Origin of the sequence: Candidatus Desulfosporosinus nitrosoreducens, assembly GCF_030954495.1 — a bacterium.
Lineage (GTDB): Bacteria > Bacillota > Desulfitobacteriia > Desulfitobacteriales > Desulfitobacteriaceae > Desulfosporosinus > Desulfosporosinus nitrosoreducens.
This window is the reverse complement of sequence record NZ_JAVHUW010000014.1, coordinates 1-16,038: the sequence shown is the minus strand read 5'-3', so window position 1 is coordinate 16,038 and position 16,038 is coordinate 1. Positions and strand designations below refer to the sequence as shown.

General features: G+C 43.0%; 14 protein-coding genes and 1 rRNA gene. 12 read left to right on the top strand and 3 right to left on the bottom strand.

The window, feature by feature from the left end; genetic code table 11:
- Nucleotides 1-348: 348 nt before the first annotated feature.
- Nucleotides 349-543 (bottom strand): DUF1858 domain-containing protein, encoded by a 195-nt coding sequence (locus REC12_RS00855; protein ID WP_308891685.1) that lies wholly within the window; start codon nucleotides 541-543, stop codon nucleotides 349-351.
- Between the two features lie 383 nt (nucleotides 544-926).
- Between REC12_RS00855 and REC12_RS00850 the strand changes: the two genes are divergently transcribed.
- From REC12_RS00850 to REC12_RS00840, 3 genes are all read left to right on the top strand, one after another.
- Complete coding sequence (locus REC12_RS00850; protein WP_308891683.1) at nucleotides 927-1,280, top strand: winged helix-turn-helix transcriptional regulator; 354 nt, start codon at nucleotides 927-929, stop codon at nucleotides 1,278-1,280.
- Between the two features lie 146 nt (nucleotides 1,281-1,426).
- The gene (locus REC12_RS00845; protein ID WP_308891711.1) at nucleotides 1,427-2,389 is read left to right on the top strand and encodes an EamA family transporter; all 963 of its coding nucleotides are present in this window, start codon (nucleotides 1,427-1,429) and stop codon (nucleotides 2,387-2,389) included.
- Nucleotides 2,390-2,508: 119 nt separating this feature from the next.
- A complete protein-coding gene (locus tag REC12_RS00840; RefSeq protein WP_308891681.1) occupies nucleotides 2,509-2,637 on the top strand; it encodes a hypothetical protein in 129 nt (42 codons plus the stop codon).
- A 90-nt stretch (nucleotides 2,638-2,727) separates the two neighbouring features.
- Here the strand turns inward: REC12_RS00840 and REC12_RS00835 are convergent, their stop codons facing one another.
- Nucleotides 2,728-3,537 carry a DUF2889 domain-containing protein gene (locus REC12_RS00835; RefSeq protein WP_308891679.1) on the bottom strand — a complete coding sequence of 270 codons (810 nt, stop codon included), beginning with the start codon at nucleotides 3,535-3,537 and terminating at the stop codon, nucleotides 2,728-2,730.
- Nucleotides 3,538-3,868: 331 nt separating this feature from the next.
- Between REC12_RS00835 and REC12_RS00830 the strand changes: the two genes are divergently transcribed.
- Complete coding sequence (locus tag REC12_RS00830) at nucleotides 3,869-4,474, top strand: DUF4352 domain-containing protein (RefSeq protein WP_308891676.1); 606 nt, start codon at nucleotides 3,869-3,871, stop codon at nucleotides 4,472-4,474.
- A gap of 145 nt (nucleotides 4,475-4,619) precedes the next feature.
- Here REC12_RS00830 and REC12_RS00825 read toward each other — a convergent pair whose 3' ends face one another.
- Nucleotides 4,620-5,525, bottom strand: coding sequence for an RluA family pseudouridine synthase (locus REC12_RS00825; protein ID WP_308891674.1), 906 nt, complete (start codon nucleotides 5,523-5,525; stop codon nucleotides 4,620-4,622).
- A gap of 253 nt (nucleotides 5,526-5,778) precedes the next feature.
- On the opposite strand from REC12_RS00825, the gene REC12_RS00820 reads away from it, so the two are divergent.
- From REC12_RS00820 to REC12_RS00785, 8 genes are all read left to right on the top strand, one after another.
- The gene (locus REC12_RS00820) at nucleotides 5,779-6,672 is read left to right on the top strand and encodes a DUF1848 domain-containing protein (RefSeq protein WP_308891672.1); all 894 of its coding nucleotides are present in this window, start codon (nucleotides 5,779-5,781) and stop codon (nucleotides 6,670-6,672) included.
- A 110-nt stretch (nucleotides 6,673-6,782) separates the two neighbouring features.
- The gene (locus REC12_RS00815; RefSeq protein ID WP_308891670.1) at nucleotides 6,783-7,913 is read left to right on the top strand and encodes a glycosyl hydrolase family 18 protein; all 1,131 of its coding nucleotides are present in this window, start codon (nucleotides 6,783-6,785) and stop codon (nucleotides 7,911-7,913) included.
- Nucleotides 7,914-8,196: 283 nt separating this feature from the next.
- On the top strand, nucleotides 8,197-8,922 hold the full coding sequence (locus REC12_RS00810) for a DUF1385 domain-containing protein (protein WP_308891669.1): 726 nt from the start codon (nucleotides 8,197-8,199) through the stop codon (nucleotides 8,920-8,922).
- A 98-nt stretch (nucleotides 8,923-9,020) separates the two neighbouring features.
- Nucleotides 9,021-10,328 carry a putative DNA modification/repair radical SAM protein gene (locus REC12_RS00805; RefSeq protein ID WP_308891710.1) on the top strand — a complete coding sequence of 436 codons (1,308 nt, stop codon included), beginning with the start codon at nucleotides 9,021-9,023 and terminating at the stop codon, nucleotides 10,326-10,328.
- Complete coding sequence (locus REC12_RS00800; RefSeq protein ID WP_308891667.1) at nucleotides 10,307-11,167, top strand: TIGR03915 family putative DNA repair protein; 861 nt, start codon at nucleotides 10,307-10,309, stop codon at nucleotides 11,165-11,167. Before REC12_RS00805 ends, REC12_RS00800 begins: the two co-directional genes overlap by 22 nt.
- A gap of 270 nt (nucleotides 11,168-11,437) precedes the next feature.
- Nucleotides 11,438-13,633 carry a DNA helicase RecQ gene (gene recQ, locus REC12_RS00795; protein ID WP_308891664.1) on the top strand — a complete coding sequence of 732 codons (2,196 nt, stop codon included), beginning with the start codon at nucleotides 11,438-11,440 and terminating at the stop codon, nucleotides 13,631-13,633.
- Nucleotides 13,634-13,742: 109 nt separating this feature from the next.
- Nucleotides 13,743-15,242, top strand: coding sequence for an MDR family MFS transporter (locus REC12_RS00790; RefSeq protein ID WP_308891661.1), 1,500 nt, complete (start codon nucleotides 13,743-13,745; stop codon nucleotides 15,240-15,242).
- 678 nt (nucleotides 15,243-15,920) lie between these two features.
- A 16S ribosomal RNA gene (locus REC12_RS00785) occupies nucleotides 15,921-16,038 on the top strand; the annotation flags it as partial.

The window sequence follows — 16,038 nt, the reverse complement described above, 5'->3', positions numbered from 1 at the left end:
AGTCGCGTTCATTTAGACTTATAAGCTTTGTTGGCGAAAAAGTAGGAATTGTCACGGAAATAGCAGTATTGTCTCTATTTTATACACTTATAATACCTTATTCAATACACTGTTTGGTAAATTATAGATAACTATCGCCTGTCATCTTGCCAAAGTTAGTTTACAAAAGCTCATTATGTTATACCTCAGACGAAGGCTGAGCCAGAAATTTAAGATCATAATCTAAGCGCGAATTATTTTACCGTAAAAGAGCAAAAGGGGAGCGCCGCTTTCTACTTCAATTAAAGTAGTTCTGCGACGCTCCCTTAAACATTATGGAATTAACCGTAGATATCAGATAGAGGTTGTTTAGTTAGCTGCTGCAGCATTAAGGTCTTTGAGTAAACGTTGAACGTCAATTCCGTGAGCCAAAGCTCCCTGTTCCAGGTTTTCAAAGCGTGCAGCCATACACCCGAAGCAGTGCATGCCGTAGCTGAGAAGTATATCGGTGGTCTTAGGATATTTTTCTACGATTTCCGTGATGGACATATCTCCAGTAATCATTGGGCAATCAACTCCTCTAAGTTTATTCAGTAATCGTTGGCGAAAACTCCGTCGTATGAGTTTACGATCGTTATGTTTTCAGTCTTAATATGCCTATTTTCAAGTAAATCATTTCATAGGCAGAAAGAAATAACCCATAGCTGACTGCGGTAAGTTAAGCTGATCCTCTGACTGAGTGCATTTCTCTAATAATTCTTTAGATTGATAATATCACGCACCTCGCCTGCTTATTATTAGGGTATAATTCTTTTAGCTGATACGATAAAGTATGGAGTTAAAAACAATTAGTTACCTTATGTAAGTATAGTACTATAAATGAGTAACTACCGTCAAGTAAATAAATGTGTTAAACTATAATCTAAGTTACGAAGGGTGGTTTGAAGATGGAAGATTATCAATTATGTCCTAAATTTGAATCAGCGTTTGAATTAATTGGGAAGCGGTGGACGGGCTTAATTATCCGGGTCTTGCAAACTGGGCCGAAACGATTCAAAGAGTTGGCGGAAACCATCCCCAATGTCAGTGGCAGAGTACTGACCGAACGCTTAAAGGAGCTTGAGTGTGAAGGAATCATTCACCGTCACGTTTACCCTGAAATGCCCGTTCGGATCGAATATAGTTTAAGCTCGAAAGGGAGGGACCTCATACCGGTTTTTGATGAGCTGCAAAAGTGGGCTGTTAAATGGATTGGGTTGCAAAGAGATTTGCAAATACAAGACCGGGTGCAGAGGGATTAAGCTAATAATCCGATATTTTCGGCCGCTTTGCAAAGGGCTGCTGGTTAAATTGTAAAGACTGCCCTGCAATTGAGCATTCCGTTTGCTTTAAGCAGAAATGGCTTAGAGAACGGAGTGCATTGGAAGAGGAGCGAATGAGAGTGAGTATGAATAATAGGGAAGAGGCTAAAGTCATCATAGCCTACATAGCAGTATGTATTCTCTGGGGGTCGACCTATCTGGCCATCAGGATCGGGGTAAGTGCGTTTCCGCCCGAATTATTTGCCGGCATGCGTTTCCTGCTTGCCGGTCTGCTCATGCTGATGTTTGGCTATTTTAAAAAGCAGAAGTTTCCGGAGACGTTCACAGATGTCAGACGGCAGGCCATTGTGGGCTTATTTCTGTTGCTTGGCGGCAATGGGCTTGTCGTCTTTGCCGAGCAGTGGGTCTATTCGGGTATTGCTTCGCTTTTATTGGCCATTATTCCATTGTTTAACGCCATCTTAGAATTGTTTTTGCCTAATGCTGCAAAGTTAAGCCCCAGAGGCTGGCTGGGTTTGCTTTTGGGATTCGGTGGTGTTGCGTTCCTGGTATTGTTTGATGCCGGAACAGAAGCCGTTAATATCTCAGGCGTCTTGCTCCTGGTATTAGCCGCTTTCTTATGGTCCGTAGGCTCTGTTTATTCCCAAAGATTTAAACCGTCAGGTTCAACAGTTATAAACATTGGCCTGCAAATGCTGAGCGGTGGAATTGGCTTAATTATTGTCGGCTTATTTATGGGTGAGGCCTCCAGAGTGCATTTATCAACGAAAGGGCTTGGAGCCATGGCCTACTTGATTCTGTTTGGTTCAATTCTCGGTTATAGTTCTTATATTTATGTTTTGCAGCATTGGCCGGCCTCTAAAGCAGGTACATACGCCTATATTAATCCTTTGGTTGGCGTTTTTCTGGGTGCGGTTATCCTGGCGGAACCAATATCCTCTAATGTCGTTGTTTCCGCAATTACTATCTTGTGCGGTGTTTTACTGGTTCAAATCTCCAAGATTAAGCGCAAAGAAATCTATCGGGTCAATGGGAGTGAAGAGCCTGTAAACATTAAGACAAATTTCAGACAAGAAGAAAGTATTTGAGAAATAGTCTGATTTATCCGATTCGAGGGAGGAAAAAAAGCCTATGTATCTTGTTGCGCAATTCGGGGAATCTATGATGCAGATATACTTATATTCTGCCTGAAAGGAGAACTGTTGGAATGAGCAATAAGAAAACGGATAAGTCAAGGACTCACGCCGCGAATCTCTTTGACAAGCGGCCAAATTCAGATAATGATAAAAAGAAGGTTCCTACGAGTGCTACAAATAATCCTCAGGAAAAAATTTAGCAATTAAATTAAAGACAATACCCGCCCGGATCGCGAAGATGAAGGCGGGTATTTTTTATTGGATAATGGTTTAAATCAAAAATCTTAGAATCAGCAAATGATAGCCTTGATACAGTCATTGACTAAATCAATTAGGTGAATACACCCTTGTTCTCCGCCTAAAATGCCGGCAAGTTCTTTTTTGCCGGTCCCTTTTATGGCAATGCCTTGGAGGTTGGAGAGTAAAGATACCGACTCACGGCAAACTAAATCAGGAGCGCGCAGAAGAGCACCATTCACCTCTTCCACGATCCCTTCTTTTAAAGTTATTTGGACATTGACTTCATGAAAAGAATCACTTAAGTTCCCTATTAGTAAATAGCTGTTCTCTCCAAGATTGATGAAGCTTTGAGTTTTAAAACGAACAAATAAATTGCCAGTGCGCTCGCTCTCTCCAACGTGGTCGAACCAAGTCTTAGTAATCCGGTTTAAATTGCTGAAGTAGCGGCAGGAGCCGGAATAAAAATTCATCCAGGCGCTATCATAGTCCTCTTTTGATGAATAGCCGCGTTCACTGAGGAGAAAAGTTTCCGCTTGGATGATTCCTTTAACAGTTTCCGAAAACAAGGCGGTGGCCAGAGAGTCCTTAAGAAAAGCTGCCGTCTCTTTCAGCACACCGGCAGAACTTAAATATGCCTCGGAGCCAAGCAGAGGGGTCACTTGAAGGGTCCGGGCTTTAATAGGCTGGGAAGACCTTTGCTCTTCCCAAAAAGCTTCTTGAATAACAAACGTATTAATATCGACCGTAAGGTGAGCCACAGCTTCTCTGTGTGTGTCAACATAACTGGTTTTGGCTTTAAGCAGACCGTTACCGCTCCGACGCACTTCAGTATACCAATTGCGTTGAAAAAGAGCCTCCATTATAAAACCTCCTAAATTCTCGACATTAACTAATCTGATATTCTGCGGCACTGCCTTAAATCTTTCTAACTAATTGCGTCATCGTGAATTATTATAGTAATTTTCGAGCAGTCCGTTAAAAAGGCTGAGAAATTAACGTTTGAAATAACTAAGTATAAAAATCGACGAATCATGGCAAAATAGGGCAAAATCCAACATTTATACAATAAAAATAATTTATAGAACCATATTCATTACCTATAGACACTAAGGAAATTTGCGTGTAATCTTCAGTTAAGAAGTTATTGGGGTATCAATTCCGGGCTAATTCCAAGCGGAGGAGGATTAGAATATGTGGAAATTCACAGACTTGCATTTTAGTTCTCAATGTCGTTGCCGATTAATAAATTACCGCAGTTTTAATTGCCTTCTCATATTGATTGGCATAATTTTGCTCGTGACCGGCTGCGGACCCTCAACATCAAATCCCCATTTTAATTCATTGCCGGCTCAGGCGCAGCCTGTAGCAACCTTAACGTCGCTCAGACAAGGGACCTATGCTGTAGGTGAAACTTTCCAAATGGGAGAGCTGTACTATACGGTAAATGGTGTCAGAATGACGGATGGTAATTCTAATCATTCCATACTGCCCAAAGAAGGGAATACGTATCTCTTAATAGATCTTACAATAGAAAATAAAGGTTCCAGCAATGTTGAGGTAAGGAGTCTAGTAGGGTTTAAGCTGAAAGATAATCGCGGCAGAAAGCAAGCTTTTAGTATAGGGGCATATCTGGCAGTTAAGCATGAAATGAACGGGACACTTGTTGCCGGGGGCAAAATGACAGGTGAGCTAGGCTATGAAGTGGCAAAGGTGCCTCAAACGTTTGAGTTAATCGTTACGCCCAACCCTTTTAGCAACGCATGCGCAACTGTGAAGATTCCACTTGAAATAATTTAACCTCGTGCGGCAAGAAGTCCCCCACCTCTTAGCATACCTTGCTCGTGAGAGCGGGAGCGAAGGCAGGGGATGAATTGCCGTTCTCTTTTTTTGTTCCTTGGCCGGTAAGAGTTGCCTTGAGTTTAGTGCTGAGCTAATCTATTGATTATTGGTTTGAACTGTGAGTGCAACGGTCAAGCAAGTGTAAGAAATTTGTCGGAAAGGGCGCTTCAAGAGCAATTTCCCGCTGCTCAAGGGGGTGGGGGAGTTGCAGTGAATAAGCGTGCAAGGCTTGTCCGGCAATGAGGCTTGAGTTTTTGCCATACATCCTGTCTCCGATGATCGGATGTCCAAGGTAGGCTAAATGAACGCGAATTTGATGGGTTCTGCCTGTCTCCAAGGATAATTCTAAAAGGGACGAGTTGGCAAAGCTCTTAATTGTCTTATAATGGGTTATAGCCGGATCTCCTTTTGAGTTTACGGCACGGCGATTCGGTTTGCCGGGATGGGGACCGATCGGGGCATTGACAGTACCGTTTGCGGGAGTTAAAGTTCCCTCGATCAAGGCTTGATAAGTGCGCTTTATGCTTCCTTCCCGCAATAATTTTTCTAACAGTGCTTGGGTTTGACTATCTTTAGCAAATACAACGCAGCCCGAGGTTTCTCGGTCCAGACGGTGTATGGGACGGATCGTGCTGATAACTCCCTGTTGTTGATAATAATGAGCAAGATAGTTGCTCAATGTCCCATGAGTTGTTTGGCCTGTCGGGTGAACTAAAAGGCCGGAGGGCTTGTTCAATACGATGAGATAGCTGTCTTCATACAGGATTTCAATTGGACTTGGCTCTGGCTCGACCCCATAGGAGGAGTCTCCTAAAACTAAAACGCGTAAAACATCCCCTGTCTGGATTTTTTTCTGTAAATAAACTGGTTTTTTGTTTAGTAAAACTCCCTTTTGCCGGGTCAGCTTCTGGATTTTTCTTCCCGAATATGTTAGAACTTGCTTTAAGTAAGCCTCAACCGTCAAGCCTTCATACTTCTCGGCTATCTGATAATTTAGATATGTTTTCATAACATCAGTTCCATTCTTTTAAAAATCTTAGCGCTATCCTAAAAAACATCCTCAAAAATCAGTAGACCCGACAGGCAGCTTCTACTGCAGGAGTGAACGAATTTTATCCGCTGACTAATCCGCTCTAAGACTCCCGCTTCGGCAAGCGGTGAGTTAAGAGCGGCTAAGTCCCTGGATAAGTGCGACTAAGATTCAGCTGGATTAAAACTCCACCTGAATCAAGTCTTCTTTATAGAGTTTGATAAGACTGGAGATGGCCGCTATTATTATCAGCGCTAGCCGGAGAACAGATATTCCGGCATTTTATTCCCGGTGGTTTATAAACAGAATTCGAGAAGGGTATTGTACTGTAGTTAATCCCTTCAACCGTCGTCAGGTTACCAGAGTATCGCTGCTTCCTGCAGATGTCGATTTAATCGTGTTTTGGACAAAGAACGCAGGACCTCTAATCCAGCACTTGCAGGAATTGGACGCGGGCGGATTCAAATATTATTTTCAATATACGGTTAATGGCTATCCTTCTCCCTTAGAGCCTTATGTACCTCCCTTAGACACAGCGATTGAAACATTCTCCCGGTTAGCGGCGGAGATAGGTCCTGACAAGGTGATTTGGCGCTATGATCCTATTGTTATTAGCAATATTACGGGGTTTGATTATCATTTGCAACAATTTGAGAAAATTGCCCGCTCCTTGCGGGGAAAGACCCACCGAGTAGTAGTCAGTATTGTTGATGACTATCGAAAATCTGCGCACGAGTTAGAAAAACTCAAAAATCAAGATGTATTGATCGCTAAAGAGGTTAACCTTCAAGAAATCGGAAATTTAATGAGCTCTCTTTCCAAGTTCGCTGAAAAGAATGAAATGGGGATATTTAGCTGCGCCGAAACTGTTCCCCTTGAGTCATACGGCATCTCTCCGGGAAAATGTATTGATGAGCAATATATTCGACAGGTATTGGGTTTGGACATTAAAAAACTTAAAGATAAGTCACAACGCCCAGCTTGTGGTTGTATTTTGAGCAAGGATATTGGAGTTTACGACACCTGTCTCTATGGCTGTGTCTACTGCTATGCCGGAACCCTGAAATCCGGACTTAGAAATAGGCAACAACACGCTGCTGACTCTCCAGCTCTTATCGGTTGGTAGCTTTTTTCTTAAGTCAGGGGACAATTATAAGTCTTGCCCTGGTACATATTGAAAAATGAGTGAGGACAAAATAGAAGTCAGATAACCTAAAATGACGAAGGAGTAAAACTATGAAAAGGTATCTGACTTTAATAATTATAGGTTCTATAATTCTCAGTTCTATGCTCGGCGGATGCTCAGAAGCTAAGAACCTGCGGCTGTTTTCACCTCCCAGAACAGGTGCTGACCGCCAACCTCCGGCGGCGGAAGCTGCGCGTAAAAATGTCTTGAATCCAAATGAGCATATAGTTTTAGGCTTTTATACCGATTCTCAGGCTTCCAAGAATTCTGTGCTTAAAAATATTAAAAATCTCGATGAGGTCGCGTTTTTTTGGTACTCTTTTAATGGGACCGGAACAATAAAACGCACCGGCAATATTGATTTAAACCTCAAGGAAACTGTTCAAAAAAACGGAGCCAAGGCTTTTGCCTTGGTTCATAATCTGGACAGCAAAGGGTTTAATTCTCAATTGGCTCACCAGGTCTTAGCCAATAAAACAATACGCTCTGATTTTATTAGAAACCTGGTGGCATTAACGGTGAAAGAAAACTGGGATGGCCTAGCGGTTGATATTGAAAAAATTCCAGCCGGTGATCGCCAGGCTTATTCGGATTTTCTTGATGAATTACATACGTCTTTAAAAGACAAAGATAAAATTCTCAATGTGTCAATCCCCGCAAAGTACCAGGATGTGCCGAACGACCTATGGTCTGGCGGGTTCGACTATGCCGCAATAGGCAAATCTGCCGATCAAGTTGTTCTGATGACTTATGAAGAGCATGGCGTGGGTACAACTCAAGGCCCCATTGCTTCACAGGGCTGGGTGAATCGAGTTATCGATTTTGCCCAAGACAGGATTCCTAAGCAGAAAATTATTATGGGCCTGCCCGTATATGCCAGTGACTGGGCCTCCAATAAACCTACTTTTCCCGATTACCTTACGTATGCGAAAGCTCTTGCTCTAGCTCGCAAGCTTGGCGTAAGTGTCCTGTATGACGAAACGCAGCAGGTTCCCCACTATGCTTATACTGTTGCCGGGGTGCGTCATGAGGTCTATTTAGAAGATGTTCGCAGCCTTAGCGCAAAATTAGGTTATGCCAAGAAGAGTCAATTGCATGGAGTTGCTATTTGGCGCTTAGGAATTGAAGATCCGACGTTATGGACAGATGTTTTAAAAGGTTATAATTCCGCCCAACAATAAGCGCACTGTTTGAAAGGCAAAAGCGCTTGAATTCGCGCTTTTGCCTTAACTGTCAGAAAGCAATAGTTCCGGTGAAGGGGTCCGGCCCCGTATTTAATACATCTGCACAGCTCTGGAGGAATGCTGACATAGAAACTTTCGCAATCATAGGGTAGAATAATACTTAGTTTGACTTAAATTTAAGGCCGCAAATGATGGATAAGGGCAAGTAAAGATTAGTTCTTTGTTTAAAAGCTAAACTAAAAAGCTTCCCATAGTTTGAAATGTCGGCAAAAAGCAGGTAATGAGGGTGAGATATTTGACGGTCATAGGAGGTCGGGCCCATCTAAACGGAATCACGTTTGCCACCAACACCCATGTTGTTCGCGGCAAATTGTCTCAAGGAAAAATATCTATCAGTGTGCATCGCTTGCCGGGGCTAAGGATCTTTAATCTGCTGGATAAAGTGCCTTTCTTGCGTGGAATTTCTAAATTGCTGAAACTAAATCTCAAGCTATTTCTCGGTCTTATCCTTTTTCTTTCAATTCCTTGGGAGCGGCTGTTTCCTGATAGCGAGCCGCTGGCTTTCGATTCACTTGGGGTTGATCTTGCTCTTTATGCTGTTGTTCTTATTCTCCTGGTAGTTCTTCTGAAACGTCTTTGGCAGTTTCATGGAGCGGAGCACAAAGCTTATAACATTTATACCAGCGGGGCAGATCTTTCCTTAGAGGTGGTAAGAGAAGCTAGTCGAATTAGTGAACGATGTGGGACTAATATGGCGGTCATCGCGGTTCCAATAGTTATTTTATTGTCGTTTGTTACTATGCCACTGTTATTAATGGTTGTAGTTTTAGCGCTTAGTTATGAAATCTATAACTGGAGCTCGCGCCGATACCGTTTAAAAGCGGCCTTTGCGCTCGCTCGGCTCATTCAGCGCTATATTGTAACGGCAGAACCAACCGAAGATCAGATCCGCCTGGCTGCGGCAACCTTGTCCAGAGCGCTGGAATGTGACGGCAGCGTCATTTGACCTTACAAATGTTTGGTTTTCACCCTTTGACAAGAACATATGTTTTGTATTATAGTGTTTATAGCATGTATGTTCTGGACGACGGGTGGTGTTGAAAGATTGATATCTATGATAAATTAACTATTTTAGCGGATTCGGCCAAATATGACGTTGCCTGCACCTCCAGCGGGGTCGATAGAAACAGTAAGCAGGGTGGGATCGGAAACACTACAAAAGCTGGAATATGCCATAGTTTTGCCGCAGATGGGCGGTGCATATCTCTGCTGAAAGTATTGATGACAAATGTCTGCGTCTTTGATTGTAAATACTGTGTCAATCGTGTGTCAAACGATACGGAGAGGGCAGCCTTCACTCCCAGAGAGCTCGCGGAACTGACGATTAATTTTTATCGACGCAATTACATAGAAGGATTGTTTCTCAGCTCCGGAGTAATCAATAATCCGAATTATACGATTGAACAAATGATTAAGGCTCTTACCCTGTTGCGCAACGATTACCATTTCGCAGGATATATTCATGTCAAGGCTATACCGGGAGCAGATAGCGAGTTAATTACACGTTTAGGGCTTCTGGCCGATCGGATGAGCATAAATATTGAGCTTCCCTCCCAGGAAAGTCTTAAAATCTTAGCGCCTAATAAGACAAAAGAGTCTATCTTACGGCCGATGGGCTTGATTAGCAGTAAAATTGAGGAAAATAGTACGGACCTTGTTAAATTTCGCCATGCCTCTAAATTTGTGCCGGCAGGACAGAGTACGCAGCTTATTATAGGTGCGACCCCTGATACGGATCATAAAATATTAACACTTACTGAAGGACTTTATCGGAAATACCGACTTAAAAGGGTCTTTTTTTCCGCGTACATGCCGGTTGCCGAACATTCGCTCTTGCCTTCGCTGGACACTAAGCCTCCCCTTATGCGGGAGCACCGGCTTTATCAAGCGGACTGGTTATTGCGGTTTTATGGCTTTGAAGCCAAGGAACTGCTTGATGAACAGAGCCCTAATTTCAATCTGCAGGTTGACCCAAAATGCAATTGGGCTCTCAATCATTTGGATAAGTTTCCGATTGAGATTAACAAGGCGCCCTACGAGATGCTTTTGCGGGTGCCGGGAATTGGGGTAATCGGCGCCGGGCGTATTCTTACTGCCCGGAAAAACGGTCCGGTTGATTTCTCCGGTCTCAAAAAAATGGGTATCGTTTTAAAGAGAGCCCAATACTTTATTACCTGTAAAGGAAAGATTGCAGAGGGACTGAAAATAGTCTCAGACGGATCTATCAGAGCGTTATTGGCTGATCGGCCGAAGCTCATGGTTGACGGTGCCTATCCTGAGCAGCTGTCGTTTTTTGCTAAGCCCTTTATCACGAGAGAGGATGTGCGGCAATGTCTGACAGTGCAGACGTAATTTATGCTTATGATGGCAGTTTCGAAGGATTGCTGAGCTGTGTTTTTGCAAGTTATGAGTGCCGAGAGGTCCCCAGTCTCATCCGTCCTCCGGATATGCAGCAAAGTCTTTTTGATACGGCCAAATGGATTGAGACGGATGTGCATAAAGCGGAGAGGGTTTACAATTCTATACCTTTGAAAATTTCCACCCAGGCTCAGGAGTTAGTCCGACTTGGTTTTTTAACCTGCGCCCCCCGCAAAGAATTGTTAATTTATCATTTTCTGCGTCTGGGGTATAACTATGGAGGCAACGTCATGACGATGCTCACCGAGGATACGGTTTGTTCTCTCCAAAAAGCGGTTCATCATCTGACTACAGAAAGCAATAAGTATAAGGGCTTTCTTAGATTTTCCGTTTATGGGGAAGTCCTCGTGGCAGTCATAGAACCTAAGAATTTTGTATTGCCTCTGATCTCTCCGCATTTCTGTGACCGATTCCGGGATGAATCTTTGATGATTTATGACAAAACACATGGCCTGGCCTTAATCTATCGATCTCATAGAGCGGAATTGATCTCGGTTGCCGATCTCACATTGCCTGAAGCCGACGCTGAAGAAATTGAGTACCGGCGTTTATGGAAACAATTCTATAATACGATCGCTATTGAAGGCAGGGAAAACCCCCGCTGCCGCATGACTCTCATGCCGAAGCGATACTGGCCGCAAATGACCGAGTTTGAGAAACAACTTGAGAAGCCAGTGAAACCTAAAGAGTTCCGCCAGGGTCCGGGGGTGAAAGCTTCTTCTGAAATGCAGACGAAAGCCTTGAGTTTATTAGATGCCCGGACACCTCAATAGCTTACCGCAGCAGTTCCCAAGGATGGTTTCTCCAACTTAGTTTTTGGATGTTGGAGATTTTTTCTTTTGCAGAGAGACTTCATAGTGCTTCAAGGAGGCTGCTTTGAGAATAGTTTACGGAGAGCTGATCAGCTTGTGAAGTTCTATTTGACCGGTCATTTATGCGTTTCTAAATGATGAAATACTCCGGAGTCAAGTAAACAGCCTTAAGTTATATTTTTTTGCTATAATAAGAGTAGTCTGCCTTTATAACTTAAGGAGTTGTTTATTATGTCGATGGATAATGCTCTAAGAGTGTTACAGAAATATTTTGGGTATACTCAGTTTCGGGATGGGCAGCAAAAAGTGATAGAAAGTTTGCTTAAGGGCGAAGATACGCTTGCCATAATGCCCACAGGAGCAGGAAAATCACTGTCCTACCAGATTCCGGCCTTATTGTTCCAAGGAACTACTTTGGTGATCTCACCCTTGATTTCTTTGATGAAGGATCAAGTAGATGCTCTTCAACAGTTTGGAGTTCCGGCGACTTTTATTAATAGCTCCTTGACTTTCTCAGAAGTAAGATCCCGAATTGGACGAGCAGCACGGGGAGAGTACAAGCTTCTCTATGTTGCCCCGGAACGTTTGGAATCGGATAGCTTCGGAATACTTTTAAGGTCACTGAATGTTTCTTTTTTAGCAATTGATGAAGCGCATTGTGTCTCGCAATGGGGGCATGATTTCAGACCAAGTTACCTGCAGCTTGGGCCTTTTTTAAGATCCCTGCCTCAAAAACCAATCATTGGGGCTTTTACCGCCACAGCAACAGAAGAAGTTCAGAGAGACATTGTTCGTTTACTGGAATTGAATCAACCGAATGTTTTCGTGACAGGTTTTGATCGTCCCAACTTGTCCTTTACGACGATTCGAGGAGAGAACAAGAAGGCTTTTGTTTTGGAATACGCGCAAATACATAATGACCAAGCGGGGATCATTTATGCTGGAACGCGAAAAGAGGTAGATCAACTTCAGGTATTTTTAAGGAAACACGGCTTGAAAGCCGGAAAATATCATGCCGGCATGAGTGATCAGGATCGTCAAAAAAGTCAGGACGATTTCTTGTTCGATGAAACTCCGATTATGGTTGCCACGAATGCCTTCGGCATGGGTATCGATAAATCCAACGTGCGCTATGTTATTCATTATAATATGCCGAAAAATATGGAAGCCTATTACCAAGAGGCCGGGCGTGCCGGGCGTGATGGGGAGCCGGGAGAGTGCATCCTGCTCTTTTCAGCGCAAGATGTTGTTTTACAGAGATTTCTGATTGAACAAAGCGTTTTTCAGCCTGAGCGAAAATTGAATGAGCATAAAAAGCTTCAAGGTATGGTAGATTACTGCCATACGTCGCGCTGCTTACGGAAGACAATTTTAGAATACTTTGGAGAAGAAGATATCCAGGATCAGTGTGGAAATTGTAGCAATTGTAAGGATGTCCGAGAAATGGTGGATATAACCTTAGATGCTCAGAAAATATTTTCCTGTATCTACAGAATGCGGGAACGGTTTGGTATCGGGATGGTCGCGGAGGTGCTGAAAGGATCGCGCAAAGCCAAAATTTTCGAACTAAACTTTGACAAGCTCTCTACTTATGGACTTATGAGAGAAACTTCTCTTCAGGAGATTAAAGATCTCATTAACTATTTGGTTGCTGAAAGTTATTTGCAATTATCAACAGGGGAGTACCCGGTACTGAAGCTTTTGCCCGCTGCCGTGTCCGTGATAAAGGGGGAGGCAAATGTCTTGAAAAAGGTATCGCAGCAGCCGGCGCGTGACCTCGCTGAGGAAGTCAGCCTTTTTGACCGGCTGCGCGCCTTGCGCAAGCAATTAGCGTCTCAAGAAAACCTACCCCCTTACATGATTTTTGCCGATAGTACGTTGCGGGAAATGTCCCAGGTTTGTCCTGTGAATCCCAGGGAAATGATCCGCATAAGCGGAGTTGGGGAACGGAAGCTGGAGAAGTATGGGGACATATTTTTAAATGAAATAGCTAATTTTAGGGAAGCGTCTGAGCCGAAAGGAGTAAATTCCACCTTTTTTCCGGCAAGAGACACATCGGATGCGACGCTTAAACCCTCAAGAGAAAGAGCTGACCTTAATTCAACCGCTAAGGATATGTCAAAAAACAAACTTGCCAGTCATATGCAATCTCTTTTATTGTACCAGGAAGGATACTCCATCAAAGAAATCGGGAAGGTTAGGAAGATAACCGAACTTACCGTACAGGATCATCTGGTGCGCTGCAGTCTTGAGGGACATGCTGTTCCTTGGGATGATTTCATTCCGCTTGAACAAGAACCGCTTATTCTGGAAGCAGTCAAAAAGGTTGGTCGTGAGAAGCTTCGTCCTATAAAAGATTTGCTTCCTGCTGAGGTTGAATGGTTTACGATTAGGGCCGTATTGGAGAAACATAAGATATTGTATTAAAGAATCAAAGAGGATTAGTCAAAGATTAAAAAGAGGCTGTTTAGTTATTTAATGGGGAATATTTTTAGAGAAATTTATTTTCGTTATTCATGAAAGAGGAGCTATTTAGATGCAGAATAAGGAACAATTTGAGGCAAAAGACAAAATTAAAACAAATCGCAAGGTTGTCTTAGGGTGTATTATGTTGGCTATGTTTATGGCAGCCATCGAAGCGACCATAGTGGCTACGGCAATACCAAGCATTGTGGCCGATCTTGGCGGATTTTCTAAGTTTAGCTGGGTGTTTTCGGCCTTTCTTTTAGCACAGGCAATTACGATTCCCATTTATGGGAAATTAGCTGATTTGTATGGCCGCAAACCGGTTTTCTCTTTTGGAGTTATTGTCTTTTTGATCGGCTCGACGCTTTGCGGATTTTCGCAAAGTATGAATATGTTGATTTTATGCCGTTTAATCCAAGGTCTCGGTGCGGGAGCCGTCCAGCCAATTGTGACTACGATTGTCGGAGATATTTTCGAAATTTCAGAACGTGCTCGTATTCAGGGTTACCTTTCCAGTGTTTGGGGCGTATCGTCAATCATAGGTCCTGCTTTAGGCGCCTTTTTTGTGCAATATGTCAGTTGGTCTTGGATTTTTTGGATTAATGTTCCGATTGGTTTAATTTCAATGGTGGGAATTTGGGTTTTTCTTAAAGAGACAGTGCATTCTCAAAATCATGAAATTGATTATTTGGGTTCAGTGTGGATTTTTATCTCTGTCAGCTCCTTAATGGTTGTCTTTATCCAGGCCGGAACAGCTTGGGACTGGTTGTCGGCTCCGGTCCTGGGGTTATTAGGATTGTTTATTCTCGGAAGCATTTTATTTGTTTTGCAAGAGAAACGGGCGGCTGAGCCAATTATGCCCTTGTGGATTTGGCGGCATTCGCTTATTCTGATATCCAATCTGGCAACCTTGACAACAGGCATAGTAATTATTGGACTTTCCTCCTTTTTACCGACTTATATTCAGGGAGTTATGGAAAAGTCCCCTTTAACTGCGGGTTTTGCACTTGCCTTTATGTCAATGGGCTGGGTCGTGTCAGCAACATTCGCAGGGAAAGTTATGTTCAAATATGGTTTTCGCCGTATCGTCATTTTGGGCGGCATATGGAGTTTAATTGGTTCGATATTTTTTATAACCTTACAGCCGGAAAGAGGGTGGCTCTGGGCCGGTGCGGGTTCCTTATTAATAGGGATCGGGATGGGGCTTGCCAGGACTGTTTTTATTGTGGGTATTCAGAACAGTGTAGAGTGGAAAATGCGCGGAGTTGCGACGGCTTCGAATATGTTTATGAATATTTTGGGCAACACGATGGGTGCGGCTCTTTTAGGCGGCGTATTAAACCTGAAACTAGTTGATTATTTAAAAGGGGGAAGCGGGGAGCCTTTAGATGTTGTTAATCTTTTACTGGACCCCATCAAGAGAGCGGCTCTTTCACAAGGAGAATTGAAATCATTAACTTCAGGGCTTGCTTTTTCCCTGCACAATGTTTTTTGGGGGTTGTTTATTTTTGCTGTTATCAGCTTCCTGTTGTCCTTGTTTTTTCCGGAAGCGCGCAAACAAGAGGGATAGTCCTAGAGAGAAGACGGAAGAGGTACTCCTAAAAGAATTAAAGCACCGAATAACATTCGTTTCAGAAAATGATCTTGGCGGGTTGAATTTTTATTTTCCGAGCATTGCTTTAGCCCGCCGTTAGGCGGCTTGGCTTAAAACTGTGCGCTTTTTAGTGCACTTAGGCCTTTCAGCCGACCGGAGGGTCGAATTCAGATGGTCATCAACTTTAGACGGAGGTGGTTCAGTAAAAGATTCTTAACGTTTTAGTCTAATTTACACGGAGAAATAAATGTTTTACAACCCTCAGTTGCATAGAAGTTTGAATAATTGTATAAAATTAGCAATAAATAAATGGAAACTTTTGTGTATTAGTATTTTAAAAAAGAAATACTAAAATTATAGTTGACAATACTATTTAAATGATGGTACTATAACTGAGCGCCACAAAAGGCGACAAACTCTCTCAAAACTTGCCAATTAGATAGACAGAATAATAATAAGCAGACAAAAATAATGATTGACAATATTGAATGAGAATGTTAAACTAAAAGATATGGCTCCAAAGTCGAGAAGATATCCATGGTCTTTGAAAACTAAACAACACGGACAGCCACCTAGAGCGACTCGCAACAGTTCCACACGGAATCATGAAAGCATGAGCAAGATAACACCTTCGACTGAAGAAGTGAAATAGCTTTTTTGGAGAGTTAGATCCTGGCTCAGGACGAACGCTGGCGGCGAGCCTAACACATCCAAGTCTAAAGCAAACAACCTCTAAGTTTACTTAGAGAGCCATTTAGTGGCGGACGGGTGA